General features: G+C 33.4%; 24 protein-coding genes. 14 read left to right on the top strand and 10 right to left on the bottom strand.

Going from position 1 to position 24,811, the window contains the following annotated elements; translation table 11 throughout:
* Positions 1-20 precede the first annotated feature (20 nt).
* Positions 21-1,106, top strand: a complete 1,086-nt coding sequence (locus QLQ95_RS06135) for a sensor histidine kinase (RefSeq protein WP_250835000.1) — start codon at positions 21-23, stop codon at positions 1,104-1,106.
* Positions 1,107-1,269: 163 nt separating this feature from the next.
* Positions 1,270-2,580 carry a porin gene (locus tag QLQ95_RS06130; RefSeq protein ID WP_482503054.1) on the top strand — a complete coding sequence of 437 codons (1,311 nt, stop codon included), beginning with the start codon at positions 1,270-1,272 and terminating at the stop codon, positions 2,578-2,580.
* Positions 2,581-2,725: 145 nt separating this feature from the next.
* Here QLQ95_RS06130 and QLQ95_RS06125 read toward each other — a convergent pair whose 3' ends face one another.
* The 4 genes from QLQ95_RS06125 to QLQ95_RS06110 form a co-directional block, all read right to left on the bottom strand.
* Positions 2,726-3,805, bottom strand: coding sequence for a glycosyltransferase (locus tag QLQ95_RS06125; protein ID WP_320494151.1), 1,080 nt, complete (start codon positions 3,803-3,805; stop codon positions 2,726-2,728).
* Between the two features lie 215 nt (positions 3,806-4,020).
* Positions 4,021-4,596 (bottom strand): hypothetical protein, encoded by a 576-nt coding sequence (locus QLQ95_RS06120; RefSeq protein ID WP_320494150.1) that lies wholly within the window; start codon positions 4,594-4,596, stop codon positions 4,021-4,023.
* 63 nt (positions 4,597-4,659) lie between these two features.
* Positions 4,660-8,094 (bottom strand): hypothetical protein, encoded by a 3,435-nt coding sequence (locus QLQ95_RS06115; RefSeq protein WP_482503052.1) that lies wholly within the window; start codon positions 8,092-8,094, stop codon positions 4,660-4,662.
* A 103-nt stretch (positions 8,095-8,197) separates the two neighbouring features.
* Positions 8,198-8,425 (bottom strand): DUF5808 domain-containing protein, encoded by a 228-nt coding sequence (locus QLQ95_RS06110; protein WP_482503050.1) that lies wholly within the window; start codon positions 8,423-8,425, stop codon positions 8,198-8,200.
* Between the two features lie 93 nt (positions 8,426-8,518).
* Between QLQ95_RS06110 and QLQ95_RS06105 the strand changes: the two genes are divergently transcribed.
* Both QLQ95_RS06105 and QLQ95_RS06100 read left to right on the top strand, forming a co-directional pair.
* The gene (locus tag QLQ95_RS06105; RefSeq protein WP_095928267.1) at positions 8,519-9,577 is read left to right on the top strand and encodes a helix-turn-helix domain-containing protein; all 1,059 of its coding nucleotides are present in this window, start codon (positions 8,519-8,521) and stop codon (positions 9,575-9,577) included.
* 113 nt (positions 9,578-9,690) lie between these two features.
* Complete coding sequence (locus tag QLQ95_RS06100) at positions 9,691-11,937, top strand: TonB-dependent receptor domain-containing protein (protein WP_482503048.1); 2,247 nt, start codon at positions 9,691-9,693, stop codon at positions 11,935-11,937.
* A gap of 338 nt (positions 11,938-12,275) precedes the next feature.
* On the opposite strand, the gene QLQ95_RS06095 is transcribed toward QLQ95_RS06100, so the two are convergent.
* Together QLQ95_RS06095 and QLQ95_RS06090 are read right to left on the bottom strand one after the other, a co-directional pair.
* Positions 12,276-13,535 carry an aspartate kinase gene (locus QLQ95_RS06095; RefSeq protein ID WP_095928265.1) on the bottom strand — a complete coding sequence of 420 codons (1,260 nt, stop codon included), beginning with the start codon at positions 13,533-13,535 and terminating at the stop codon, positions 12,276-12,278.
* 138 nt (positions 13,536-13,673) lie between these two features.
* On the bottom strand, positions 13,674-14,162 hold the full coding sequence (locus tag QLQ95_RS06090; RefSeq protein ID WP_482503047.1) for a GNAT family N-acetyltransferase: 489 nt from the start codon (positions 14,160-14,162) through the stop codon (positions 13,674-13,676).
* 171 nt (positions 14,163-14,333) lie between these two features.
* Between QLQ95_RS06090 and fbp the strand changes: the two genes are divergently transcribed.
* Positions 14,334-15,338 (top strand): class 1 fructose-bisphosphatase, encoded by a 1,005-nt coding sequence (fbp, locus tag QLQ95_RS06085; RefSeq protein WP_320494131.1) that lies wholly within the window; start codon positions 14,334-14,336, stop codon positions 15,336-15,338.
* Positions 15,339-15,487: 149 nt separating this feature from the next.
* Here the strand turns inward: fbp and QLQ95_RS06080 are convergent, their stop codons facing one another.
* Positions 15,488-15,919 carry a TerB family tellurite resistance protein gene (locus QLQ95_RS06080; protein ID WP_095928262.1) on the bottom strand — a complete coding sequence of 144 codons (432 nt, stop codon included), beginning with the start codon at positions 15,917-15,919 and terminating at the stop codon, positions 15,488-15,490.
* Between the two features lie 168 nt (positions 15,920-16,087).
* Here QLQ95_RS06080 and QLQ95_RS06075 point away from each other — a divergent pair, with 168 nt between their 5' ends.
* From QLQ95_RS06075 to QLQ95_RS06050, 6 genes are all read left to right on the top strand, one after another.
* Complete coding sequence (locus QLQ95_RS06075) at positions 16,088-16,681, top strand: HupE/UreJ family protein (RefSeq protein WP_095928261.1); 594 nt, start codon at positions 16,088-16,090, stop codon at positions 16,679-16,681.
* Positions 16,682-16,686: 5 nt separating this feature from the next.
* Positions 16,687-17,118 (top strand): deoxycytidylate deaminase, encoded by a 432-nt coding sequence (locus tag QLQ95_RS06070; RefSeq protein WP_095928260.1) that lies wholly within the window; start codon positions 16,687-16,689, stop codon positions 17,116-17,118.
* Positions 17,118-18,695: a S41 family peptidase gene (locus QLQ95_RS06065; RefSeq protein ID WP_320494128.1), complete on the top strand. Its 1,578-nt coding sequence runs from the start codon at positions 17,118-17,120 to the stop codon at positions 18,693-18,695. Before QLQ95_RS06070 ends, QLQ95_RS06065 begins: the two co-directional genes overlap by 1 nt.
* A gap of 16 nt (positions 18,696-18,711) precedes the next feature.
* Positions 18,712-19,077, top strand: coding sequence for a nuclear transport factor 2 family protein (locus tag QLQ95_RS06060; protein ID WP_095928258.1), 366 nt, complete (start codon positions 18,712-18,714; stop codon positions 19,075-19,077).
* A gap of 90 nt (positions 19,078-19,167) precedes the next feature.
* Positions 19,168-19,485: a hypothetical protein gene (locus tag QLQ95_RS06055; RefSeq protein WP_320494126.1), complete on the top strand. Its 318-nt coding sequence runs from the start codon at positions 19,168-19,170 to the stop codon at positions 19,483-19,485.
* Positions 19,486-19,523: 38 nt separating this feature from the next.
* Positions 19,524-20,138 carry a hypothetical protein gene (locus QLQ95_RS06050; RefSeq protein ID WP_320494124.1) on the top strand — a complete coding sequence of 205 codons (615 nt, stop codon included), beginning with the start codon at positions 19,524-19,526 and terminating at the stop codon, positions 20,136-20,138.
* 5 nt (positions 20,139-20,143) lie between these two features.
* On the opposite strand, the gene QLQ95_RS06045 is transcribed toward QLQ95_RS06050, so the two are convergent.
* The 3 genes from QLQ95_RS06045 to QLQ95_RS06035 form a co-directional block, all read right to left on the bottom strand.
* The gene (locus QLQ95_RS06045) at positions 20,144-20,749 is read right to left on the bottom strand and encodes an FAD-dependent oxidoreductase (protein ID WP_428237804.1); all 606 of its coding nucleotides are present in this window, start codon (positions 20,747-20,749) and stop codon (positions 20,144-20,146) included.
* Between the two features lies 1 nt (position 20,750).
* The gene (locus tag QLQ95_RS06040; RefSeq protein ID WP_095928256.1) at positions 20,751-20,954 is read right to left on the bottom strand and encodes a hypothetical protein; all 204 of its coding nucleotides are present in this window, start codon (positions 20,952-20,954) and stop codon (positions 20,751-20,753) included.
* 107 nt (positions 20,955-21,061) lie between these two features.
* A complete protein-coding gene (locus QLQ95_RS06035; RefSeq protein ID WP_008465051.1) occupies positions 21,062-21,640 on the bottom strand; it encodes a MarC family protein in 579 nt (192 codons plus the stop codon).
* Between the two features lie 291 nt (positions 21,641-21,931).
* Between QLQ95_RS06035 and QLQ95_RS06030 the strand changes: the two genes are divergently transcribed.
* The 3 genes from QLQ95_RS06030 to QLQ95_RS06020 all read left to right on the top strand — a co-directional run bounded on the left by QLQ95_RS06030 (position 21,932) and on the right by QLQ95_RS06020 (position 24,683).
* A complete protein-coding gene (locus tag QLQ95_RS06030) occupies positions 21,932-22,711 on the top strand; it encodes a hypothetical protein (protein ID WP_428237776.1) in 780 nt (259 codons plus the stop codon).
* Between the two features lie 88 nt (positions 22,712-22,799).
* On the top strand, positions 22,800-23,369 hold the full coding sequence (locus QLQ95_RS06025) for a DUF3109 family protein (protein WP_095928254.1): 570 nt from the start codon (positions 22,800-22,802) through the stop codon (positions 23,367-23,369).
* A gap of 336 nt (positions 23,370-23,705) precedes the next feature.
* Positions 23,706-24,683 carry a ribonucleotide-diphosphate reductase subunit beta gene (locus QLQ95_RS06020; RefSeq protein WP_428237777.1) on the top strand — a complete coding sequence of 326 codons (978 nt, stop codon included), beginning with the start codon at positions 23,706-23,708 and terminating at the stop codon, positions 24,681-24,683.
* Positions 24,684-24,811 lie beyond the last annotated feature (128 nt).

The raw sequence follows: 24,811 nt of genomic DNA, 5'->3' as shown, positions 1-24,811 counted from the left end.
TTAATGGCTCAATTTTTTCAATGAAAATTAATTTTAAAAAAACATACAAATTCGCCATAAAATCGGCATTATATATCAGTCTCTTTACAACAGCATTTGTATTGATGTTAATGTCATTATTTTATAAAAATCAATTAAAACATCAAGTTGCGTTTGGAATAATTTTCATTATCGTAATCTATATTTTCTCTTTTCTGGTTTTGCAATATCGTGTAGAACGATTTATTTACCGAAGAGTAAAGAAAATTTATGATGAGGTTTCGCTGTTAGAATCAACAACATTAATCAATCAGCCGATTAATACCGATATGGAAACGCTTTCGCGTGAAGTAAAAAAGTTTGCCACCGATAAAAAACTCGAAATCGAAATGCTCGAAATTCGTGAACAATATAGAAGAGAGTTTTTAGGAAACGTTTCGCACGAACTAAAAACCCCTTTGTTTACCGTTCAAGGCTACGTCTCAACTTTACTTGACGGAGCAATGGATGATAAAAATATCAGAAAAAAATATTTAAAACGCGCCGAAAAAGGAGTAGAGCGTCTTATCTATATCGTAGAAGATTTGGATATGATTACCAAATTAGAATCGGGCGATTTAGATTTGAATATGACCGATTTTGATGTTGTCGAATTAATTCAGAATGTCTTTGAACTGCTTGAAATGAAAGCTGATAAAAAGAAAATTAAATTGGCTTTTGAAAGTAAAAATATACAATCGGTAATAATTAGAGGAGATCAGGACAGAATACAGCAAGTGCTGGAAAATCTGATTGTAAATTCTATTAAGTATGGAAAAGAAGGGGGTCTGACAGAAGTTGGCGTAGTTAATTTAACGAAGAAAAAAGTCTTAATTCGTATTAGTGATAACGGAGAAGGTGTCGAAAAGCAAAATATTCCAAGGCTTTTTGAACGTTTTTATCGAGTAGATAAAAGCGGAACAAGATCGGAAGGTGGTTCTGGTTTAGGATTAGCAATTGTAAAGCATATTATTGAAGCGCATAAAGAGAAAGTTTATGTAGAAAGTGAGTTCGGAATTGGTTCAGAATTCTCTTTTACGCTCGAAAAAGCAAATAAAGCATCAAAAATCGACGTTAAAAAATCGTAACGTCGGTTTTGCTGAAAGCCCTAAAACAAAGGTGTTTAACAATAAATAAACATAGTGATTTAGGTCATAACATTAAATTTTTATTATAGTAACATCTGGTTAATGATTTCTTAACATAGGTGCTCCATCTTTGCATCCTGAAATTAAGGGAATTACAGAACTAATGATAAAAAGAAAACTTTTAGCCGTTTTATTACTGTTAGCTTGTGCTACAAATGCACAGGAAACAAATAAGCAAGAATTAAATAAACAGGATGTAAAAAACGAAGTAATGCGTATTTTAGATTCTATAAATAAAGCTAAACTTCCAGAGACAAAATCTGGAGGAGGAGTTGAAGAACATTGGTACGATAGAATCTCCTTAAGAGGTTACGCACAAATTAGATACAATGGCTTGCTTTCTACAAACGATAAAGTGTCTTGCGAACAATGTGATAGATCTTGGGGAACAACTTCTACAGCTCCAGATGCAAAAGCAAACAACGGACTTTTTATTCGCCGTGCTCGTTTAGTATTTTCTGGTCAAGTTCATCCGAATATATTCTTTTATTTTCAGCCCGATTTCGCGAGTTCACCCTCTAGTGGAATTAATAATTTCGTACAGATTCGTGACTTGTATTTTGATCTTTCTTTTGATAAAAAAAGAGAATATCGTGTGCGTGTAGGACAAAGTAAAATTCCATACGGATTTGAGAATATGCAGTCAAGTTCACAGCGTTTAACTTTAGACCGTGCCGATGGAATCAACTCTTCTATTTTAAACGAACGTGATTTAGGAATATTCTTTTATTGGGCTCCAGCTGAAATCAGACAGCGTTTTGAAATGCTGGTTAGAGATGGTTACAAAGGTTCTGGAGATTTTGGTGTTTTTGCTTTAGGTGTTTACAATGGTCAAATCGCAAATAAATTAGATGGGAACAGAGACTTAAATGTGGTGGCTAGAGTAACCTATCCTTTTGTTATTGGAAGCCAAATTATAGAACCTGGAATTCAGGCTTACACTGGTAAATGGGCTTTTACAGGAGAAGTTTCGCCTGGGGTTACGGTTAACGATCCTCAATATGTAAAAGATCAGCGCGTTGGAGCGACTTTCGTTTTATATCCAAGACCATTCGGAATCCAAACCGAATACAACATTGGTACTGGGCCTCGTTACAATACCATTACCAATTCAATAGACCAAACCGATTTGAACGGAGGTTATGTTTTGTTAAACTATAAATGGGATATTAAAAAACAGCATATTTATCCTTTCGCCAAATTTCAATATTATGACGGAGGAAAAAAATACGAAAAAGATGCTAGAAGTTATGTAGTAAGAGATTTTGAATTTGGTGTAGAATGGCAGCCAATTAAAGCCTTAGAACTAACTGCAGAATATGTAGTAGCAGACCGAACTTTTGAAGACAGCGCCTTGCCAGTAAACCGACAGCAAGGAAATGTTCTTAGAATGCAGGTACAGTTTAATTTCTAAAATCAGTACGCAGAAAACAGATTCGCTTTCGCGAAGACGCGGATAAAAACTGATTTTTTATTTGAGAAAAAATTCAAGCCTCCAGCTTTAACTGGAGGTTTTTTTATTGTAGTAATAAGGCTTTAGCCAAATTAGTTTGTTGCAATTATGCTGTTTTGTCTTCAAAAACCTTAAATAAAGAATCCCAGTCAATATTGTTTTCAAATTGAGACAATCCTTGAAACGATTTTACTTTTGATAAATCTTCAATGCTAAAGTCGTCCTGCATGGCATAAGGTACAAGATTTTCTTCCTGAAGTTTTATGGCCAAATATTCCTGTTCATATTGACCAGGTGTTGGAATAAAAAAAGCTTTCTTGCCCAGCTTTGCCAAATCCATTACAGTCGTATAACCAGATCGGCACAATACAAATTCACTTTCATTAAAAGTCTGCTCCAACTGTTTCGAGTTCATGAAATTATAATAGGTAACATTTCCAGCCTGCCATTTTTCTTGCGATTTTTCTACAATTCCCTGTACAAATACCACTTTTCCGGGATAGTTTGCTGCTTCTTTCTGTAGTTTTTCATCCAAGAAAGTACGCTGAGGTTCAGGGCCAGACAATATAATCATCAAATCATATATTTTCGGAGTATCCTTTTTCTTCATGCGGCTCAACGGGCCAATATATTTTAGATTGAGTTCATTCGATTTTAAATGACCTAAATCTCCCGTTAAGTTAACTTTTCCGTCTGTATCAGGAACCCAGCATTCATTGTATTTTTTAATAATATGCTGGTGACATTTACTCGTAAACCAAGTCGTATTTCCTGTCATTACATTCAATTGATGCGTCATAAAAACCGAAGGCACTTTTTTACTGAAAACCCCCAATCTGTTATCTGAGATTATTCCGTCAATGCCATGTTTTTTGATCCAATGATTTACCATTTTTTTCTCATCCAAAATGGCAGTAATCATTTTCGGAAGATTCTTAATCAGTTTCCATTTAAAGTTTTTACCATTCTTTGCATATTCAATATGATAAGAAGGCAATTCTAAAGTTTGTATATAAGGAAATTCTTTTCGTAATAGAGCCAGCGCAACACCATCTGAGGCGATAATCGGAATGTAATTATTCTCTTGAAGCGCTTTGATAATTGGAATGCAGCGAGTGGCATGCCCAAGTCCCCAATTTAATGGAGCTACTAAAATAGTTTTATTCGCAGAATAATCTATGCTCATTTTTAACACGTTTTAAAAACGAAGATAGACAAATATGTTTTCTGTGTTATTTCGAGGGTATTACTAAATTATTAATTTAAGGTTCTAAGTTTTGGAGTTGCTAAGCTACTAAGATGCTAAGTCTCTAAGCTCAAAGATTTTCTATTTAAAAAAAGAAAGCCGAACTATAAGTTCGGCTTAATCTTAGAATCTCAGCGTCTTAGCGTCTTAGAAACTTAATCTTGAATATACGTTTTATTTCCATTTTTGTTAATATAGTATTTACCGCCTCTTGGTCCAGTATATACTTTTTTACCATTGTATTCGCCAGTTACTTTGTCTGGAACAGATGGTGCTTTTTCGTTAGTTTCTTTTAAAGTTTTTGTGGCCGATTTTTTAGCAGCAGTTGCATCTTTCTTTGCGGCGTCAGCTTTTGCGGTCGATTTCTTTGCGTCGGCTTTGGCTTTGTCGGCAGAGCTTTTTGCTTTGTCGGCAGTAGTTTTTGCTTTATCAGATTCTACAGTAGCTTTTTTTGCATCGGCTTTAGCTTTTGCAGCTTCTTTATCAGCGGTTTTTTTTGCAGCGTCAGCAGATTCTTTCTTGGCTTTTGTTGAAGCAGCTTTTGCATCATCAGCGGCCTTTTTCGATTTTGTGGCTTCTTTTTTTGCGTCAGCCGAAGCTTTGTCCGCACTTGCTTTGGCTTTTTTTGCCGAAGTTTCTGTTTTACTTTTTGTAGTCTTTGCAGTTGTTTCCTGAGCATAAAAATTAGAAGAGAAAGCAACCATTAAACAGAGCAATACTAATTTTTTCATAAGGCTAAAAGTTTAAATTTCAATTAAAATTAAACAATTTATTGTCATCTTTTTCGTGTTACATTAAAAATATGCACGAAGCTGTATATTTCCTGTATGTATCGTATTTCCGGTTTCACTTTTTCTTCCTTGATAATTTAAATTAACATCCAAAAAAGATGTAATGTTCTTTTGCAGAAGCAGTTTCCAAACCAAATTTGATCCCGCTTGAAGTCCTTCTAGCATCTGAAAACCTACTGATGAAAATTCATTTCCGTTAAATTTATTTTTATAAAAAGAGAATTCTCCATTAACCGTAACTTTCTTTTCGCCTGCATAAGAAAAGGAAGTTCCAATTCTATTCTGGTCTAAAGTTTCCAGATTTCCAATTTGATTTTTTTTGTTTTGAAGTTCGTAAAAGAAATCCAATTTGGTGTTTTTAGAAAATAAATAACTGATTTTTGGTGCCAGCTGCCAGCCTTGAATATCATAATTTTTCTCTGTAAAATCTTTAGAAACCAAATCGGTTTTAATGGTTTTGGTAAAGAGATTAAACAGCCAGCTTTTTTGGTACAAATGGGTGTATTGAATTTGATGCGAATAATTCTGTACGTTTTGCGAACCAATAGAAAGCAGACTTTTTCCTTTATTTACCAAATAGGAATAGGTTACAGAATGTTTTTGTTTGCCTCGATTGTAAAACAAACTGTTTCTAAAACTGGAATTCAAGCCTAAAATATTTTCTTCTGAGGAATCAAACGGATTGAGTTCTAATTTTTCGCCTTCGCTTTTAACCTTTCGATCCATTATAAAAGAGGTCTGGTTATAGAAATAAGACAGCAGTTTTTTGAAGCCTTTTTCATTCTGCCATTGCAGCGGATTCAAGGTTAAAGACTGCGAAAACTTATTTTGGTTGGTTTTTATATAAACCTGATTCGGTAAAAAGACTCTAACATATCTCGCCTGATCTTGGTAGACTGCAACTTCAAATTCTTCCAATTCCTGAATTCCGTTCCCGTTATAATCGTTCCAAGTGTAAACTCCTTGACCAGTTGGAACTTCTACGTATGTAAATTCTTGTTGGGCAATAGTTCCAGAACTCGTTTCGTAAGCTGTTCCAATTTGCATGAACTGATTAAAAAAACGATCGTTATACAGAATTCTCGAATTTAAAGAAGGTTCGTTCTGCCTCAATTGGTCTGTAAAATCTAAGTTTCGATAACTTGCATAAACTGCTAAATCGGTCTTTTTGGTCTGAATTAATTTCGACTTTAAATAATACGTCTGCGAATTGTTTACATGTTGCAATAATCCGTTTTGCAAACTATCGTTGCGTCTTTGCAGAAAACCAACTTCAACGAAAACTTTGGTGCTGTCGCCACGTCCCGTAAATACGCCATATTCTGTAAATCTTTGGCTTAAAGCCGAAAACTGATTGGTCACTTTGTCTTTTTCCTGATTGTTTTCTAGTTGCATAGTGCCACCAATCCAGTTTTTACCAAAATGATATTTGGTTCTGGTCTGGTTTCTAATAAATTTTGAAGTCGAAGCTGTAGCATCAGAATTCAGGAAACTTCCGTTGTTTTCTATCGTCCAATTTTTCAATTTGAACAAAGCATTTGTGGTATGTCGAATGCCTGTGTAGCTTTCGCTAAAATCTAATTTTTCAAATTGATACGTTAGCAAACCGATATTTGAAGTCTTATTTTTAGAAAATAAATCAAAATTTAATCCCGTAACCAAAAGGCTCTGATTGCCATAAAGTGTTCCAGTTAAATTCCAATCGCGATTAAACTCAATATTGTATAAACGTTCAACCGATTTAAAATTCTGCTGCACGTATTGATAATTTGCGAAAGCGTCTAAACTCCAGTCTCTAGAAAAAAGACGTTTTTTAAGATTGGTTTTAAAAGCCACTCCTTCATTATTAGCATCATCAATTGTAGAAAATAAATTCTGGTCATTATTACTAACCGCTAATTCAAAATCAACCAACGTTTTTTCATCAGGATTGTATTTTCCTAAAAAAGTAGCCACCTGAAGTTTCATTGGCGCGACAAGCTGTACAATTGGCTCATAATTTCCTTGCAGAATTCCGTTAACAGGTTCCACATATTGATAAATTCGTTCAACAGAATTATTATTTTGAATAATATAATTTCCAGCATTTGCACCAACTTGACTAAATCTTACATTGTACAAAACATCGGCAGAATTATTCGAATATTCATAAACTTCAACAGAATTGACGAGTATTTTTCGATACAAAATTTTATTTTCAGCATAAGTATCTTCGTAAGCAGAAGGCGCTTTCATTAAATTGATGTCATCACCCGCCTGACTTAATATCTGAACTTGTTCTGAAGAAAGATTTTGTTGCAAAGGCTGATTTTTCATATCATTTTCAGAATACAAATAACCACCAAAACTCCAGTTTTTGTTTTCGTGAGTTGCTCCTGCGTATGTTACAAGACGATTATAATTTCGTTCCGAATATTGGTATTCCACATTAATACGCATTTCTGAAGTAATGGTAAAAAGCGAAGTAAAGACAATTTCTCCCGCATTATAGTCGATAACATAATCGTTGTTTTCGCCTCTTTTTAATAAAACCCCGTTTACATAAACGCGTTCTGAACCCGAAATAACGAGAACATACAATTCTCCATTCTGGCCTTTTAGTTTGTAGGGACCTTGATTTCCTTCCTGACCTGTAAAAGTACTTTTGGCATATTGGCCTTTTACAAAAGCAACCGAAGCAAAAACATTGGTTTTACTTTTTCCGGTATCAAAATCAAAGTTGGCAGAAAGTCCCTGAACCTTTTTATTAAAGCCCAAAAATTGAGTTTTCCTGTTTTCTAAAAAAACATCGCCGGCGCGAATGTTCCAGTCATCACTAAAAAGTTCGATGAAAATATTGTCAAACTGATCGAGTTTTTGCGAATAACCCCCATCTTGTAGCGGAATATTATTGTCTTGAAGTGAAGCTCTCAAACTTACTTTGTCCGAAAGTTTTCCTGTAATCTGTAAATCTAAATTGGAATTTAAAACCGTACTTTGATTATTACCAACAGTAATGCCTCGAGTAATGCTTCCAGAAGTTTCCAGACCGTCAAATGGTGTTACTCTTTTGCCGTTTGAATTGTTGTCTATTCGGTAAAGTTTTTCTGTTCCAACATCGCCGCTTACAATTTGTTCCGATTTGTAAAGACTGTATTCTTTGGTTAAGAGATCGGGATAATTAAGATAATTGACAATTAAAGTATCTGAAGCCGATTGGAAATTTTCATTTAAAAGCAAATATCCTTTTTGAAAGTCGACTTTATAAGATGTCGAATCAATCGGCTGGTTTTTAGTATTTAGAATTTGAAAAAATCCAGAATTTATAGAGACTTTTTCCAAATGAATAGTGTCTTTTGAAACGATTACTTTTTTGGTTTTGTACAGTGATTCAGTTTCCTGAGCCTGAAGCGCAGAAAACCAGAAGAAAACCGTCAAAAACAGTAATTTTTTCAACATAAATACTTTAACTCTAAAAAGTCAAAAGTAGTATTTATAATTGGGAATTGTGGTTTGTCTAACTTTAGTTTTAAGTTCTTAAATAACTCTAATTTGTGACCTATTAGCGAAGAAACAGTATGAAGATTAACAATACTAAAATTAAAATTATCATCACAGTTACCGAATTTGGATTTGCAAAGTTCGTAGTCCATCCAAATTCTTTAATTTTTTTTGGAGGAAAGAGTCTTGGATCCTGTGGATTATAATAAAACATTCCCCAAACCCAATTCTCAGGATCATTATGCCATCTGTTTTTTGTTTCTTCACTTGGTTCGTTAGTGTTTTTCATAATTTTTTGTATTAGTTGGCTATTATAAAGTTAATTGATTTTCATTTAGAAATAATCTTTTTAGCTTTGTTAGTGATATGACAAATTTAAATTATGGATACTGGCAAAGAACTTTTATTCTTTTTTAGTGCTTTAGGAGTTTTCAACGGAATTATTCTGGGCGTGTATTTCTTCTTTTTTACTAAGAAAAAATACCTGACGAATTATTTTCTGGGGGCGCTTTTGTTTGCTCTGAGTATTCGTATCGGAAAATCTGTGTTTGTTTATTTTCATCCCGAACTTCCAAAAATGTATCTTCAGTTTGGACTTACGGCTTGTTTTTTTATCGGACCATTTTTGTATTATTTCATCAAATCTGCAGTTGAAGAAGTGCACATAATGCCTAAATCATGGAAATTGATTCTGGCATTTTGGGGAATATTAATCGTTGTGGTTGGCATTTTATATCCGTACGAAGCGTATTCAAAACTTTGGGGAGGTTATTTAATAAGAATCATCTATTTTCAATGGTTTGTTTATATTGCTTTTGCTGGTTTTGAACTTCGCAGCGTTTTGAAAAAAATCCTCGGTCGAAAAGAAAAAACAACGCCAGCCGAAATGTGGTTCGGAATGCTTTTTTTAGGTAATTTTCTCTTGTTTCTATTTTATTTTCTAGCCATTATGGGAGCGCCAGGAGCTACCTATATAAGTGGAGCGGTTGTTTTTTCATTTATTTTATACTTGGGAATTTCGATTCTTTTGTACCGAAAAAAAACAGACGATTTGTTTTTATTGAATGGAAAGATTTCGAATAAAAAAATAGAATCAGCAGATGCAAGAATGTGGTCAGAAAAATTGGAGAACGCGATGTTTGAAAAAAGTTTATATAAAAATCCAAACCTGACACTTCAAGATTTATCTCAAGAAATTAATATCTCAAGCCATCAATTATCGCAGTTTCTAAATAATAATCTAGGAAAGAATTTTACCAGTTATGTAAACGAATTTCGAATTAACGAAGCGTGTAAAATTATCACTTCTTCCGATAAATTGACCTTAGAATCTGTGGGTTATGATGTTGGATTTAATTCCAAATCAACCTTTTTCGCAGCATTCAAAAAACATACGGGAACAACTCCGCTTAACTATCAGCTTCAGGCTTTACAATCCTAATTGGGTATCGATTTATAAATTCGTACTCCTGATTTCGCTTTTTGCAATCTCATTTATTGATTTTCAGATGACTTTTGTTTCAAATAAAAGTCAAACTGCTAATGTCAAAATTTATGAGATTTCTAAAATTGGTTACCCTTAATGTTTTTCTTCTGATTTTTTCATCAATAGAAATAAAAGCGCAACGCTTCAAAAATGTTAAAGACAAAAGTTATTATAGCGATGATGTAATCCTTGGAAAAAAAACATTAAAGTCTGCTCAAGATACTGTAATTATTAAAGACAAAGAGAAAGAGCACAATGAGCTAAATGAAGTGGTTATAAAGAGCCAAGTTTCATTATTAAAATACGGAGCCAACGGTAATATTGATGTCAATGTAAACGGAACTGTTCTGGCAACAAGCAGTTCGGTAAATGAATTGTTAGGAAGAGTGCCCAATGTTGTAGTTGCAGATGGAGAAATTAGCGTTGTCGGAAAAGGAGAAGCTATAATTTATCTCAACGGAGTTTTGATTAATTATGAACGTTTTGCTGCAATTCCTGTTTCGCAAATTCAAAAGATAGAAGTTATTTCTAATCCTTCTGCAAGATATGATGCCGAAGGAAAAGCGGTTATCAATATTATAACCAAAAAAAATATAGAAAGCGGTGTAATGGGAACTGTCAATCAGCATATAACCGTTTCTAAATTTGGTGGAACCATTTATAATACGCTTGTTGATTTTAATTATTCTAAAGGAAAGTTCTCGTTTGTAACCAATTACGGTTTGCAGTTAGGAAGAAATCGCGAGTTGTTGTACACCACAAGAACACGCCCAGATCCTGATGATTTTATGAAATCTGAATTGACAACCGATTGGAAAAGAAGATTTAACAATTATTCTAATTTCGGATTCGGACTTCAGTATAGTTTTTCTCCAAGCAATTATATTTCATTGGCTTACAGTGGAAATGTAAATGATTTGGGCGGAATTACAGAAAGCAGAAATTCGATAACCAATAATTTTGGAAATAGTTTTTATGCCACAGACGTTGACCGAAATGATGTCTTGCTAAATCAGTTTGTTAATTTGAATTATAACTGGACAACGGCTAAAGGTTCGACATTATTTATAGGATCACAATTTTCAAATTACAATCAAACTATAAGAGATTTTATTGACGAAAATAGTCTGATTGAGGAAACAGATTCTGAACGATTTTTAAAGAATAATGTGGGTAGCCGGATTAATATAATTGCAGTTCAAGCCGATTATTCTAAGAAAATAAATGAAAAAACAAAACTCGAAATAGGAGCGAAGTTTAGCCACGCGACAATAAATTCTGGAACAGATTTCTTGATTTCTGATGATGAGATTAATTTTGAGCTGGATGACGAACTTTCAAGCGATTTTGAATACAACGAAAAAATTGCTGCTGCGTACTTTAATTATATCGGGACATTGAACGAAAAGATTCATTTTTCGCTTGGCGTAAGAGGCGAAAAAACAAGTTATGATTTATTTACAAATGCCAATGGAATTCAGAAATTTGATAAATCGTACGGCAATTTTTTCCCCAATGCACTTTTAAACTTTAATCTTTCAGAAGATTGGAAAGGACATTTCTCTTATGTTTCCAGAATTACAAGACCGAGATATCAGGCTTTAAATCCGTATGTGATTTATCAGGATCCGTTTACTACGATTGAAGGAAATCCGAATTTGCTTCCAGAAAAAACACACGCTTTTGAAATAGGAACGATGTACAAAAAGTTCGATTTTAAAGTGGGCTATACTTATAAAATCGATCCCATTTCTGCGGCGGCTTTGCGCGGAGATACGCCAAACAGCTACATTTTAAGAGCATTAAATTTAGAAAAAGGACATACTTTTTTTACTTCACTATCCAGAGCTTTCAATGTCAAATGGTGGAATTCTGTTAACACAGCAAGCATTACCTGGCAGAAATCGGTAGACAATTATTATGAATTTGCTTTTAGTCCAGTAGAACCCCAAATTTATTTATATACTAATAATACATTTACAATCCCTAAACTTTTTAAACTGCAACTTTTGGCTTGGTATTTAAGTGATAGAAGCTACGGGTTAGGAAGCGAAAACGGTCGTTCAACAGTCACTTTAGGAATAGAGCGAAACTTTTTAAAAGATGCACTAAAACTCAATTTTACAGCCAATGACATCTTCCATAAGTTTATGGTCTCTGGTGATTATAATGTAGGACAGACTCAAATTTACTATCACCGAACGTATAGCACTAATTATTTTAAATTAATTGCAACGTATAGTTTTGGAGATTCAAAAAAGACCACTTATAAAAAATCGGAAGTTGAGCAGTCGGAGAATAATAGGGCGAGGTAAATAATTAATTTTTTCTCCTTTTCAGTTGTGTATAGGTAATGAGAATAGCAACTGTAGAAAGAAAAGGGCCAATCACTAATTTAAAATCGGAGTAAGAAATATCTTTGATGTTTTTTGTAAACAATGGGCTTAAAGATATACTGATGTATAGTAAACCAAGGATAATGAAAACGAATAAAAAGCTCTTTTTGCTCATTTTAAGTTCTTTAGAAAGAAAGTAAATATAATCAAAAACAAGTTAAGTGAAGAAAATTCTTTCGAAATAAAAAAGGCTTCACTTAATTGTGAAGCCTTTTCAATAATTTTTGAATTAAATAATTACCTTTTATAAAGCAATATTAGATTAATTCTTTCGTCACAATCTGCATGGTTTCGCGGCTAACTTGTTTCAATAAAACTTCTTTGTTAGCTTCAACAGTCTGCGCAGCTTCTTCTGTAAAGTGACGAATGGTATATAAGGTTACATTTTCGCTGTATTCTACTTTGAATTTTTTAGAAAGAATCGAATTCAATTCTGGGAAATTTCCAAATTTATCTTCAACACAAACAGAGAAACTAATAGCAGAGTTCTGAATTAAGTTTACTTTGATTTTGAATTCGTGGAATAAACCGAAAATCTCACTGATGTTTTCCTCCATAATAAAAGAGAAATCAATTGATGAAAGCGAAATTAAAAGCTGTTCTCTTTTTACGATAAAACATGGATATTGTGGTTCCAAATCGACTCCTTTAGAAACACAAGTTCCTTTTAATAATGGATTGATAAACGATTTTACGTATAATGGAATTTCTTTCTTCTGTAACGGCTGTAATGTTTTTGGGTGAATAACCGTTGCTCCGTAAAATGCTAATTCGATAGCTTCACGATATGAAATCTGGTTCAATAAACTTGCATTTTCAAAATAACGCGGATCGGCATTCATAACTCCTGGAACGTCTTTCCAGATCGTTACACTTTCTGCATTTAGGCAGTAAGCAAAAATTCCGGCTGTATAATCAGAACCTTCACGACCAAGAGTGGTAGTGAAGTTATTTTCGTCGGCACCTAAGAATCCTTGTGTAATATTTAATTGTTTTCTAGGTACATTTTTGCTGATGTTTTGTTGCGTTGTTTCCCAATCAACCTCTGCATCTCTGTAGTTTGCATTGGTTTTGATGAAATTGCGAACGTCAAGCCATTGCGTCTGAATTCCCATGAAATTCATAAAATGACTTAAAATATTAGTCGAAATCAACTCACCAAAACTAACAACCTGATCGTAAACAAAGTTATAATTTGGAGATTTATTATGTGCTAAGAAATATTCTAGTTCAGCAAATTGTGCATTTACAGCTGCAAAAACGGCATGATTTTCATCTTCAAACAAATCCAATAAGATCTGATTGTGGTATTTTTTGATTTCCTGAACAGAAGAATTCAATTCTGTCGATTTTTCAAAGTAATTCTTGATTACTACTTCAAGAGCATTTGTTGTTTTTCCCATAGCCGAAACTACAAGAATTACGTCTTCGTAACCTACTTTTTGTAAAACGTCGTATACGTTTTTAATTCCATCTGCATCTTTTACCGATGCTCCTCCAAATTTAAATACTCTCATTTTTAATTAATAGATTTTTAGATTTTAGATTTCAGATTCAAATCGAAACCTAGTATTTTGTTTTTTGCCACAGATTAAAATGATTTAGACAGATTTTAAAATCCTTTTAATCCTTACAGTCTGTTGCAAACTGTTTTTTTATAATTTTTCTAAGAACGAATTAACTCCTGCTTCATCCATTTGAACCACTTGCCAGTCTTCTAGAATTCTTGCGCCAGAATTCTTGTAAAAATTAACAGCTGGCGTGTTCCATGCCAAAACATTCCACTCAACTCTTCTCACATTATCTTTTTTTCCTTGCTTCATGATTTCAGCATAAAGAGCAGAACCTAAACCTGTGCCACGCATCTTTTCTTTTACAATCAAATCTTCAAGATGAATTGTCTTTCCTTTCCAGGTAGAATAGCGATAATAATACAATGCAATTCCAACAATTTCTTTCTGTTTTTCTTCGTTTTCGATTTCTGCTACAAAAACGTGAAATAATGGATTTTCACCAAAACCGTCACGTATTAAATCTTCTTCAGTAATGACAACCGCCTCAGGCTCTTTTTCGAATATAGCCAGCTCCTGAATAAGCTCTAACACCGATTTCATGTCTTCAGGATTTCCTTTTCTAATATTCATATATTCCTATTTTTAACTATTTAATATCTAAAAAAGCTTCATTTTATTGGTCGCTTTTTGCAGATTATTAGCAAATATACAATAGTAACAAACTAACAAAATAATTTTTAAATCATTCTCACAAAATAGACGATATTTGTGACTTAAAAATAAAACTATAACGATTTAGCAATGGAAGAACGCAATAAAACACTGGGAGAGTTTATTATTGAGCACCAAAAAGCATTTCAGTATTCGTCGGGAGAACTTTCCCGAATTATTAACTCGATACGTTTGGCAGCAAAGGTTGTCAATCATAAAGTTAATCAAGCAGGTTTAGTAGACATTATTGGCGCCGCAGGCGAACAGAATGTTCAAGGAGAAGACCAGCAAAAATTAGATGTCTATGCAAACGAAGTATTTATCCAGACGTTAATAAACCGTGAGATTGTCTGTGGTATTGCTTCTGAAGAAAACGACGATTTTATTACAGTTCAGGGGAGCGACAACTGTCATAATAATAAGTACGTGATCTTAATGGATCCGCTTGACGGATCTTCAAACATTGATGTGAATGTTTCTGTCGGAACTATTTTTTCTGTTTTCAGAAGAATTACCCCAATAGGAACTCCGGTAACTAGCGAGGATTTTTTACAGCCGGGAATCAATCAAGTTGCAGCAGGCTATGTAATTTATGGAACTTCTACAATGCTGGTTTATACGACTGGACATGGGGTGAATGGTTTTACACTAAATCCTGCGATAGGTACATTTTACCTTTCGCACCCAAACATGAAATTTCCAGAAAATGGAAATATTTATTCGGTAAACGAGGGGAATTATGTTCATTTTCCGCAGGGGGTAAAAAATTACATTAAATATTGCCAGCGTGAAGAAGAAGACAGGCCGTACACTTCAAGATACATCGGAAGTTTAGTAGCCGATTTTCACCGAAATATGATTAAAGGTGGAGTTTATATTTATCCAACAAGTTCAAAAGCTCCAAAAGGAAAATTACGTTTATTGTACGAATGTAATCCGATGGCGTTTTTAGCAGAACAGGCAGGAGGAAAAGCAACAGATGGTTTTGGAAGAATTCTAGAAATCCAGCCAACTGAACTGCACCAAAGAGTTCCTTTTTTCTGCGGAAGCTATAATATGGTAGAAAAAGCAGAGGAATTTATGGCGGCTGAGTGAGTGATCAGTTTTTAGTTTTCAGTCACAGTCGCAGTTTTCAGTCTGGACTATAAATAGCAAACCCGACAGGTTTTTTAAAACCTGTCGGGTTTTTGTTTTTTAATTTTCATTATCAGTCAAGTTTCAGCATAAAAACTGAACACTGAATTTTATTTATGCATGTGCTGCATTTCATAGATAAAAGTATCTGCATCCACTTTTTTGTCAACCAATGACAATGCTTTTGCAATAATGTAATCTACGTTGCTTGGTGTGAATCCTAGCGCAACACTTATTTTTTTCAATAATACTTCTTGTTTATCTTCAAGATGATGATCAACATGAACCATTCTTGTTAAATCATATAAACGCTCTAAACGTTGAACATATGAATAAGGTGGATTGATAGGATATTTTAATGGATCGCTAAGAATTTCTTCGTATTCCGATTCTGTAATTTCTAAACGAGAAGCAAGTTTGTCCAAAAAGGCTTTTTCCTCTGGATATACAACTCCATCTGCTAATGCTACACGAACGATAGCAGAAAAGTGTCCTTTGTTTCTTTGCTTGAATTCGCTATCAAATAATTCTGAAAATGACATAATTATTAAGTTTTTATATCACAAATATAAATTTTATTTTACATTAACGATTTTAAATTTCTCATAAAATTTAACTTATTTTTATTGCAGGAATTGGAAACTTGAATCTTTAATTTTGAAAATTAATCGTAAGTTTACAACCCCTAATTATTTAATTACAATATACCTATGTCACAATTTTGGATTTATTTTCAAATAGGATTAAAACACGTTTTAGATATCAATGCTTACGATCACGTTCTTTTTTTAATCGCCTTAACCGTTCCGTATCTTTTTAAAGACTGGAAAAAGATTTTTCTTCTGGTTTCTATTTTTACAATTGGTCATACTTTGGCTCTAGTGCTTTCTGTTTACGGTATCATTGCCATAAAAGTAGATGTTGTAGAATTCCTGATTCCGATTACAATTCTCGTAACCGCTCTTTATCATTTGTTTACGGCCGGAAAGACCTCAAAAAATGATGGCGTAAATCTGGTATTTTTCATAACTTTATTCTTTGGAATTATTCACGGACTAGGTTTTTCTAATTATTTCAAAACAATTTTAGGCGGTTCTGCAACCTCAAAATTGTTACCTTTGGGAGAGTTTGCCTTAGGAATAGAAGCTGCTCAGCTTGTAGTGGTTTTTGTTGTTCTGGTAATTTCATATATAGTGCAGACGGTTTTTCGTTTTTCAAAACGCGACTGGGCACTTGTAATGTCGGCTTTCATTATTGGAGTTGTAATTCCGATGATTATTGAAAGTCCAATTTGGAACAGATAAATTAAATGGAAGTAAAAAAGCTGAATAAATACGATAAAGCATATCTGCGAATTGCAAAAGAGTGGAGCCTGCTTTCTTACTGTAAACGTAAACAAGTTGGTGCAATTATCGTAAAAGACAGAATGATCATTTCTGATGGCTACAACGGAACGCCGTCTGGATTTGAAAATTGTTGTGAAGACGAAGACGGATTAACACGCTGGGATGTTTTACACGCCGAAGCAAATGCGATCCTGAAAGTAGCCAGATCAACGCAGTCTTGCGAAGGCGCAACATTGTATATTACGCTTTCGCCTTGCAAAGAATGTAGCAAATTAATACATCAGTCAGGAATAAAAAGAGTGGTGTATAAAGATGGATATCGTGATGATTCTGGAATTCAATTTTTAATAAAAGCAGGCATAGAAGTAGAACATATTCCTGTTTTAGAAGAGTAATGAAATTTAACTCAAAATATTTACCCATAGTAATAGGAGCCACTTTTGCTCTTGGAACAATTGCCGGAAGCGTTATGAATGCTCCCGCAAGCGACCAGCTTTTGGCTAAAAATTACTCAAAAACCAAGCTTAACAAACTTATTGATTTTATTAATACAGAATATGTTGATAGCGTCAATACCGATTCGATTGTAAATCTTACGGTCGATAATATTCTTTCTAAATTAGATCCCCATTCGGTTTATATTCCGCCAAGTGAACAAGCTGAGGTTGCCGAAAGCATGAAAGGTGATTTTGTCGGAATCGGAATCAATTTTTATATGTATAAAGATTCGGTTGCGATTATAAAACCAGTTGAAAATGGACCTTCGGCAAAAGCGGGAATAAAATCTGGCGATCGTATTTTATTTGCTGGAAAAACGAAATTATACGGTAGAAAACTGCCTTCAGATAGTTTGTTTTCTAAATTAAAAGGGCTTCAGGGTTCAGAAATCGAGCTGACTGTTTTTAGAAAATCAGAACAAAAGAAACTCAAGTTTAAAGTAAAAAGAGATATTATTCCAATTAAAAGCGTAGACGCGTCTTTGCTAATTGGCAACAATGTAGGTTATATCAAAATTAACCGTTTTGCAGAAACTACTTTTAATGAATTCAAAACGGGTTTAACAAGATTAAAACAAAAAGGAATCCAGTCGCTTGTAATTGATCTTCGTGATAATGGCGGTGGTTATATGGAAGAAGCTATTGCTATTGCCGATGAATTTTTGAAAGACAAACAGTTGATTGTTTTTACAAAAAGCAAAAACGGTTCTACTGAAAAGACATATGCTACAAAAGCAGGAAGTTTTGAAACTGGAAAAGTGTATGTTCTTATTAATGAAAATAGTGCTTCTGCAAGCGAAATTTTAGCAGGTGCTATTCAAGATAATGACCGCGGAACTATCGTTGGTCGTCGTTCTTTCGGAAAAGGATTAGTTCAAAGAGAAATGGATTTTAACGACGGATCAGCCGTGAGATTGACCGTGGCGCGTTATTATACGCCAACAGGAAGATCAATTCAGAAACCATATAAAAAAGGAAACGAAGAATATTTTAAAGAATCTGAATCTAGAATTGCTACTGGAGAATTTTATGCAAAAGACAGCATAAAAGTGGCAGATTCTTTAAAATTCAAAACTCCAAAGGGTAAAATAGTTTACGGCGGTGGCGGAATTGTTCCAGATGTTTTTGTGCCTTTAGAAGCAGAGCACGGGAATGAAAATGTTGCTTATTTGCTGCAAACAGGAATTGTGGGGCATTTTGTTTTTGAAGAATTAGATAAAAACAGAAATGCTTTTGCAGGGGATAGTTTTGCTGATTTTTTAGCTAAAATGAAAAGCTCAGACCTATATTTCAAAAAATTTAAGAATTATATCTTGATGACGGGTCTGGATTTGAAAATGGATAAAACAAAAGCACTTGTCAACCGTCATATTACGGCTGAATTTGCTCGACAGCTTTATGGAGAATTGTACTATTATGATGTAATCTTAAAAGAAGACGCCATGATAAAAACAATTCTGACTCCGAAGAAATAACTTCAATCTTTATATCATGAAAATAGAAACCGTTGTTAATGCAGAAATCGAACTTTTAACTGCCATTAAAAAATCGGATGTTTTGGCTTTGGATACCATCCTTCATGATGATTTATTATTCAACATGCCAGACGGACAAACCATCACTAAAGATTTTGATTTGCAGACCTATCGTTCTGGAAAGATTAAAATAGATTCTTTGGAAGGTTCTGATCAAATCGTTAACATAATTGGTGATTCGGCTGTAGTTACTGTTACAGTCGCTTTAAATGGGACTTATGATAACACTCCGATTAATGGCGTTTTCAAATACATAAGAGTTTGGAAAAAAATAGGAAAAAATCTAAAAGTTATTGCAGGAAGCTGTGTTCAGCTGGCATAAAGTTTGAAGCTGGAAAAATAATATTAACTTAAAACGTAATTAAGCAATCTGAGTGTAAATAAGAGCTTAATTTGCGGTAAAATAAATTATATGAAAAATCTAAAAAGAATAAGTTTATTATTGATTTTAATAACTTTTGTAATCTCTTGTAAAACAATGAAAAACGATCCAAATACTGCAGTTTCTGGAAAAGTAGATTCTATTGAGGCAGGAAAAGACGGTTACACAGCAAAAATTACTACAGACGCCAAAGAAGTCTATTTTGCTACTATTAGCATTGTAAATGTTGGCGGTCCTCAAAACTACAAACAATTAAAAATTGGAGATGTGGTATCTGTAAAAGGAGAAAAATGGAAAAGTGAAGACGAAAATCATATTAAAGTAACTCAAATCGTTTCAGTGAAGTAAAGATTGAATTTAATTAAAAGAGAGATTAGTTTTATTGTATGAAAAAACTTCTGATAGGTTTGATATTTTTTAGTTTTGGATGTTCTTCAAATCAGAAAGATATTAGAAGTATTGAACTTATCTGTTATAACTGGGATTTAAAATATCCTACAGAGTCTTTTAGAGGGAAATTTTATATTCAGCCAAAATTATATTCGATTATAAATTTAAATGGGGAGAATCAAACTTATGTCTGCGAATTCTCTCCAAATAAAACTGAATTTTATTTTCATTCGAAGGTTGATGCGAAATTAATAACTGATTTGGTGAAGTGTTTACCTGAAATTGATAAAAACAAAGCTCTTATAAGTTCGTATAAACAAGATGGATGTATGGAAAGTTCTCCAACGTTTAGGCTAAAAGTGGTTTGTTCTAACAACGAAGAAAAGTATTATGAATATTATTTTCAGAAAAAGAACAATATAGATTCGGTTATAAAGAAATTATATGTCGCTTTAAAAACAAATCAGATTGAGAGAAAATATGAAAAGATAAAAGACACTCTTTCTTTTGCTGAAAAAAAGAAAGCGATAATATCTTTTTCAATGCATAAAGATACGTTGGCAATGCCTTTACCAGGATTGCCAATTTATAATAAAGTGAAATTCAAATAGTAATTTTATCGAATACTATCGTGAGCGTGAGTTTGCACGCCATTATTCCATAAAGTAAGAATATCTGTTGCTACTGCAGCGCCACTTCCGGCAGCAATTGCCAATTGACTTCTCCAGCCCGCTAAAGTTCCGATTACATAAATGCCGTCAGTAACTTTATGGTCTTCATTTTTAAGCTGAATACGTTGTTTTTCTGGTAGTGCTTTTTTATGTGGTTCAATGTATTGCATTAAACCTTCAATGTCGAAAGTATTGGCAGAACCAATTCCGACTACGATATTTTTTGTTTGGTATGAATTCTTGTTGGTTACAACAGTAAATTCAGGATAACTGCCCTCAATTTTCATTACTTTTTCATTTGGAATCTGAGCAATGTGTGGGTAAGTTGTAGCTAAATCCTGTGTGCTTTCAGTTAAAAGTTCAGAACCTAATTTTCCTGGTGTAATTCCGTAAGCGTTATAAAATATTGCTTCTTGTAAAGAAGAATTTTTCTGGTGGGTAAAAATTCCGATTTTTTTATCAGTAACAAAAGTTTTGTTTTTTGCGGACCCTAAGACAAGAGCACATGACATTCCTGATACTCCTCCTCCGATAATTAAAACATCAAACATATTATCTGTTGTCATTCATTTTTTCTTCAATTCTTTTTGAAATTCTAAAAATCAAAAGAATCAAAACAGCGCAAAATGAAGCGGCGATTCCAATAAAAGCTACCATACTATCTCCTTGAAAAGGGTTCTGAAAGTCTAATAGCGTAATATTAAAAACAATTAAAGCTAGTGCCAAAAGCACTAAGATTGAAGTGAAAATTTTCATAAGGTTGTTTTGTTTTTGCCTAAAATAATAAAGTAGAACTTTAATGGGGAAAATGCCTTAAAGTTGTATTTTAGAAATTTTACGGGGTAAATTTATAAAAATAAAATTTAGACAAACAAACCTTTAACATTAGCAGCGAATAATTTAACAGCAATCGCCAAAAGTATTACTCCAAATGTCTTGCGAACTACTCCAAGTCCGTTTTCTCCCAATAGATTTTCGATTTTTTTAGAAGACTTCAAAACGATGTAAACCAAGATAATATTTAGAACAATCGCGATGATGATATTAATGGTGTGAAATTGAGATCGAAGCGATAACAAAGTCGTCATTGTTCCTGCTCCAGCAATTAGCGGGAAAGCCAAAGGAACGATAGAGGCAGATCCTGGTTCTTCGTCACGGTAGATTCTGATTCCTAAAATCATTTCTAAAGCAAGAAAGAATAAAACGAAAGATCCAGCAACGGCAAACGAGTGAACGTCGATACCAATTAAGTTTAGTAAACCTTCTCCAACAAAGAGAAAAACAATCATAATAGCTCCTGCAACGATAGAAGCTTTTTCAGATTCTATGTGTCCGACCTTAGCTCTTAAATTCACAATAATCGGAATTGAACCAACAATATCAATTACGGCAAAAAGCACCATACTAACGGTAATGATTTCTTTAAAATCGATTTCTAACATATCGCTTTGATTTTTAGGGTTTAAAAAACTGCTGCAAAAGTAGTTAATAAAGTTAGGTGTTTTTTCGTTACAGTGTATTTTTGTTATAAAAACATCTTTTATATATGTAAAATGTGATATTTGTAACAATATGATGTTTGAGTTGTTGAATTGAGGAAAAAAGCACGTTTTATTTTTGAACTTAATTTATTTGCATTCTCCATTTTGTAAGGTTCATGAAATCAAACGTTAAAAAGTATAACTTACTGAAAATCAATTACTAAATTTGTTGTAATTTAAAAAGGAGGGGTTATGAAAAAGAGGATGTTTGTTATAGTTTTCTTGTGTTTGTTGGTTTACAATAGTTCACAAGCCCAAATCTGGCAGCAAATTAAAAAAGCAGCAGAGCAAAAAGCGCAAAATAGCAGCGGAAGTGCGGATAAAAATGCAAGTATAGAAAATGCTGTTTTAAATTATGGGAAAAACAAGGTTGATCCGTCGGCGGTTCCAGATTCTTATTCTTTTAGCTGGAAATATATTATGGAAATTAAAACAGATGAAGGCAAGACTATGAATGCAAATTATTTTCTAGAACCTAATGCTTCTTATTTTGCAATGAATATTGATCAGGGAAAAGGCCAAAATATGCTGATGATTATGGATTCTAAAAATAGTATAACGGTGACCGGTTTTGGCGATGGTAAAAGTAAAATGGCGACGGCTTCAAAAATGCCAGATTATTCATCGATGGCTAAAAAGGAAGGAGAAAAGTCAAAGTACACGATTAAGACATTGCCAAATAAAACTTTTTTAGGATACAATTGCAAAGGAATACAAATGACCAATGACGAACACGATATTATTTGTTATTACACAAGTGAAGCAAAAGTGAGTTTTGGCGATATGTTTAAAAATCAAAAAGGCTGGAAAATGCCAGACGAGTTCCTTAATTATTTCAAACCCGATGAACGCACTTTGCTAATGGATATGACTATGAAAGATCTAAAAAGCAAAAAAGTGATAACAATGAAATGCGTTAGTTTAGAAAAGAGCGCTTTTGTCTTCAATAAATCAGATTATAAATTCATGTAAAAAGGAGTTTGTAAGTCAGGTTATTTAGACTAAGAACATATATTTGGTGGCGGTTTTTATTTCCTGAATCTTTAGTTACCTTTGCAAAATGTTTCAATTAGGAAAAACCATAGTATCAGAGGATATCCTCGAAAAAGAATTTGTGTGTAATTTATCAGCGTGCAAGGGAGCTTGTTGTGTTGATGGAGATGCCGGCGCGCCCTTAAACGAAGCCGAAACAAAAATTTTAGAAGAAATTTATCCAAAAGTAAAGCCTTTTTTAAGAAAAGAAGGAATCGAAGCAATCGAAGCTCAGGGTACCTGGGTAAAAGGAACCGATGGAGATCTCGAAACTCCGCTTATCGATAATAAAGATTGTGCTTACGTAATTTTTGACGGAAAAACGGCTCTTTGCGGAATCGAGCAAGCTTATAATCAAGGACTCGTTGATTGGAAAAAACCAGTTTCTTGTCATTTATATCCAATTCGTGTAAAAGACTTCACAGAATTTGCTGCGGTCAATTATGATAAATGGGATATTTGTGATGATGCTTGTTCGTTAGGTAAAGAATTAGAAGTTCCAGTTTACAAATTTGTAAAAGAAGCGCTTATTAGACGCTTTGGCGAAGATTGGTATTTGGAGCTAGAAAAAGTAGCCGAAGAACTTAAAAATTCATAAAAATCTACAGTTAAAATTATAGTCTTTTTGACTATATCTTTTAACTCAAAAAAATAAAGTTTTGACTCAAAAAAAACTTTTTAAAACTATTTAAAATTTCTTGCTTTTTATTCGAAAAAGTCTATATTTTACGGGGCTTTTGAAGTATAAAATAGCTTTTAAATCATTCATTTGCAGTAAATTAATTATTGTCTGAAAAGTTTTTCAAATTTTAAGCTTTGTTAAAAACTACGTCCGATTGTGAATAAGTTTGGCTTTTATTTTTGCCGTTAATTGACAATCTTTGTAGTGCACTGAATGTGTAAAAATTCAATAAAAAAATTAACAGAATCTGTCATGTCACAAATCGAACCAATATTACAAGAAAATAAAAATCGTTTCGTTATTTTTCCGATTAAGCATCATGATATTTGGGAGTGGTATAAAAAGATGGAAGCAAGTTTTTGGACTGCAGAAGAAATCGATTTACACCAAGATTTGACAGACTGGAATAACAAATTGAATGACGACGAAAGATATTTCATTAAACATATCTTAGCATTCTTTGCTGCTTCTGACGGAATCGTAAACGAAAACTTGGCTGAGAACTTTGTAAACGAAGTTCAATATGCTGAAGCGAAGTTTTTCTATGGTTTCCAAATTATGATGGAAAACATTCATAGTGAAACGTATTCACTATTAATTGATACTTACGTAAAAGACGAAGCAGAAAAAGCAGAATTATTTAATGCTTTGGAAGTATTCCCAGCAATTGCTAAAAAAGCAGAATGGGCTTTAAAATGGATCGAGTCAGATTCATTTGCAGAAAGACTAATCGCTTTTGCTGCTGTTGAAGGAATCTTTTTCTCAGGAGCCTTCTGTTCCATTTATTGGTTGAAAAAACGTGGTTTAATGCCAGGTTTAACATTCTCTAATGAGTTGATTTCTCGTGACGAAGGCGTACATTGTGATTTTGCGGTTCACCTGCACAATCATCACTTGGTAAACAAAGTGCCAAAAGACAGAATTAAAGAAATTATTGTAGATGCCTTAGATATCGAAAGACAGTTTGTTACAGAATCTCTTCCGGTAAGTTTAATTGGTATGAACGCTGGGTTAATGACACAGTATTTAGAGTTCGTTGCCGATAGATTATTAGTAGAGTTAGGTTGCGAGCGTGTATACGGTTCGGCAAATCCATTTGATTTCATGGACATGATTTCTCTTCAAGGAAAAACTAATTTCTTTGAAAAACGTGTTGCAGAGTATCAAAAGTCAGGTGTTATGAACAATGACAGTGATGCTCAAAAAATTTCATTTGATGCAGATTTTTAGACAACAAAAAATACTTTTAGCGTCTATCTTCTAGAGACGCTAAAAAAAGATTACAGGAATATTTTAAAGGTTGAATCTCTTTCCCCAAGTCGCAGATTCAATAGCAATTTTTGACGCATTTAAATTCG

This window comes from Flavobacterium sp. B330r, from assembly GCF_056824325.1.
This window is presented reverse-complemented; position numbering and strand designations above follow the sequence as displayed.

Excerpts from the sequence above, each read along its gene's own strand:
- QLQ95_RS06135 (WP_250835000.1), top strand. The coding sequence starts at position 21 with ATGAAAATTAATTTTAAAAAAACATACAAATTCGCCATAAAATCGGCA.
- QLQ95_RS06130 (WP_482503054.1), top strand. The coding sequence starts at position 1,270 with ATGATAAAAAGAAAACTTTTAGCCGTTTTATTACTGTTAGCTTGTGCT.
- QLQ95_RS06125 (WP_320494151.1), bottom strand. The coding sequence starts at position 3,805 with ATGAGCATAGATTATTCTGCGAATAAAACTATTTTAGTAGCTCCATTA.
- QLQ95_RS06120 (WP_320494150.1), bottom strand. The coding sequence starts at position 4,596 with ATGAAAAAATTAGTATTGCTCTGTTTAATGGTTGCTTTCTCTTCTAAT.
- QLQ95_RS06115 (WP_482503052.1), bottom strand. The coding sequence starts at position 8,094 with ATGTTGAAAAAATTACTGTTTTTGACGGTTTTCTTCTGGTTTTCTGCG.
- QLQ95_RS06110 (WP_482503050.1), bottom strand. The coding sequence starts at position 8,425 with ATGAAAAACACTAACGAACCAAGTGAAGAAACAAAAAACAGATGGCAT.
- QLQ95_RS06105 (WP_095928267.1), top strand. The coding sequence starts at position 8,519 with ATGGATACTGGCAAAGAACTTTTATTCTTTTTTAGTGCTTTAGGAGTT.
- QLQ95_RS06100 (WP_482503048.1), top strand. The coding sequence starts at position 9,691 with ATGAGATTTCTAAAATTGGTTACCCTTAATGTTTTTCTTCTGATTTTT.
- QLQ95_RS06095 (WP_095928265.1), bottom strand. The coding sequence starts at position 13,535 with ATGAGAGTATTTAAATTTGGAGGAGCATCGGTAAAAGATGCAGATGGA.
- QLQ95_RS06090 (WP_482503047.1), bottom strand. The coding sequence starts at position 14,162 with ATGAATATTAGAAAAGGAAATCCTGAAGACATGAAATCGGTGTTAGAG.
- fbp (WP_320494131.1), top strand. The coding sequence starts at position 14,334 with ATGGAAGAACGCAATAAAACACTGGGAGAGTTTATTATTGAGCACCAA.
- QLQ95_RS06080 (WP_095928262.1), bottom strand. The coding sequence starts at position 15,919 with ATGTCATTTTCAGAATTATTTGATAGCGAATTCAAGCAAAGAAACAAA.
- QLQ95_RS06075 (WP_095928261.1), top strand. The coding sequence starts at position 16,088 with ATGTCACAATTTTGGATTTATTTTCAAATAGGATTAAAACACGTTTTA.
- QLQ95_RS06070 (WP_095928260.1), top strand. The coding sequence starts at position 16,687 with ATGGAAGTAAAAAAGCTGAATAAATACGATAAAGCATATCTGCGAATT.
- QLQ95_RS06065 (WP_320494128.1), top strand. The coding sequence starts at position 17,118 with ATGAAATTTAACTCAAAATATTTACCCATAGTAATAGGAGCCACTTTT.
- QLQ95_RS06060 (WP_095928258.1), top strand. The coding sequence starts at position 18,712 with ATGAAAATAGAAACCGTTGTTAATGCAGAAATCGAACTTTTAACTGCC.
- QLQ95_RS06055 (WP_320494126.1), top strand. The coding sequence starts at position 19,168 with ATGAAAAATCTAAAAAGAATAAGTTTATTATTGATTTTAATAACTTTT.
- QLQ95_RS06050 (WP_320494124.1), top strand. The coding sequence starts at position 19,524 with ATGAAAAAACTTCTGATAGGTTTGATATTTTTTAGTTTTGGATGTTCT.
- QLQ95_RS06045 (WP_428237804.1), bottom strand. The coding sequence starts at position 20,749 with ATGTTTGATGTTTTAATTATCGGAGGAGGAGTATCAGGAATGTCATGT.
- QLQ95_RS06040 (WP_095928256.1), bottom strand. The coding sequence starts at position 20,954 with ATGAAAATTTTCACTTCAATCTTAGTGCTTTTGGCACTAGCTTTAATT.
- QLQ95_RS06035 (WP_008465051.1), bottom strand. The coding sequence starts at position 21,640 with ATGTTAGAAATCGATTTTAAAGAAATCATTACCGTTAGTATGGTGCTT.
- QLQ95_RS06030 (WP_428237776.1), top strand. The coding sequence starts at position 21,932 with ATGAAAAAGAGGATGTTTGTTATAGTTTTCTTGTGTTTGTTGGTTTAC.
- QLQ95_RS06025 (WP_095928254.1), top strand. The coding sequence starts at position 22,800 with ATGTTTCAATTAGGAAAAACCATAGTATCAGAGGATATCCTCGAAAAA.
- QLQ95_RS06020 (WP_428237777.1), top strand. The coding sequence starts at position 23,706 with ATGTCACAAATCGAACCAATATTACAAGAAAATAAAAATCGTTTCGTT.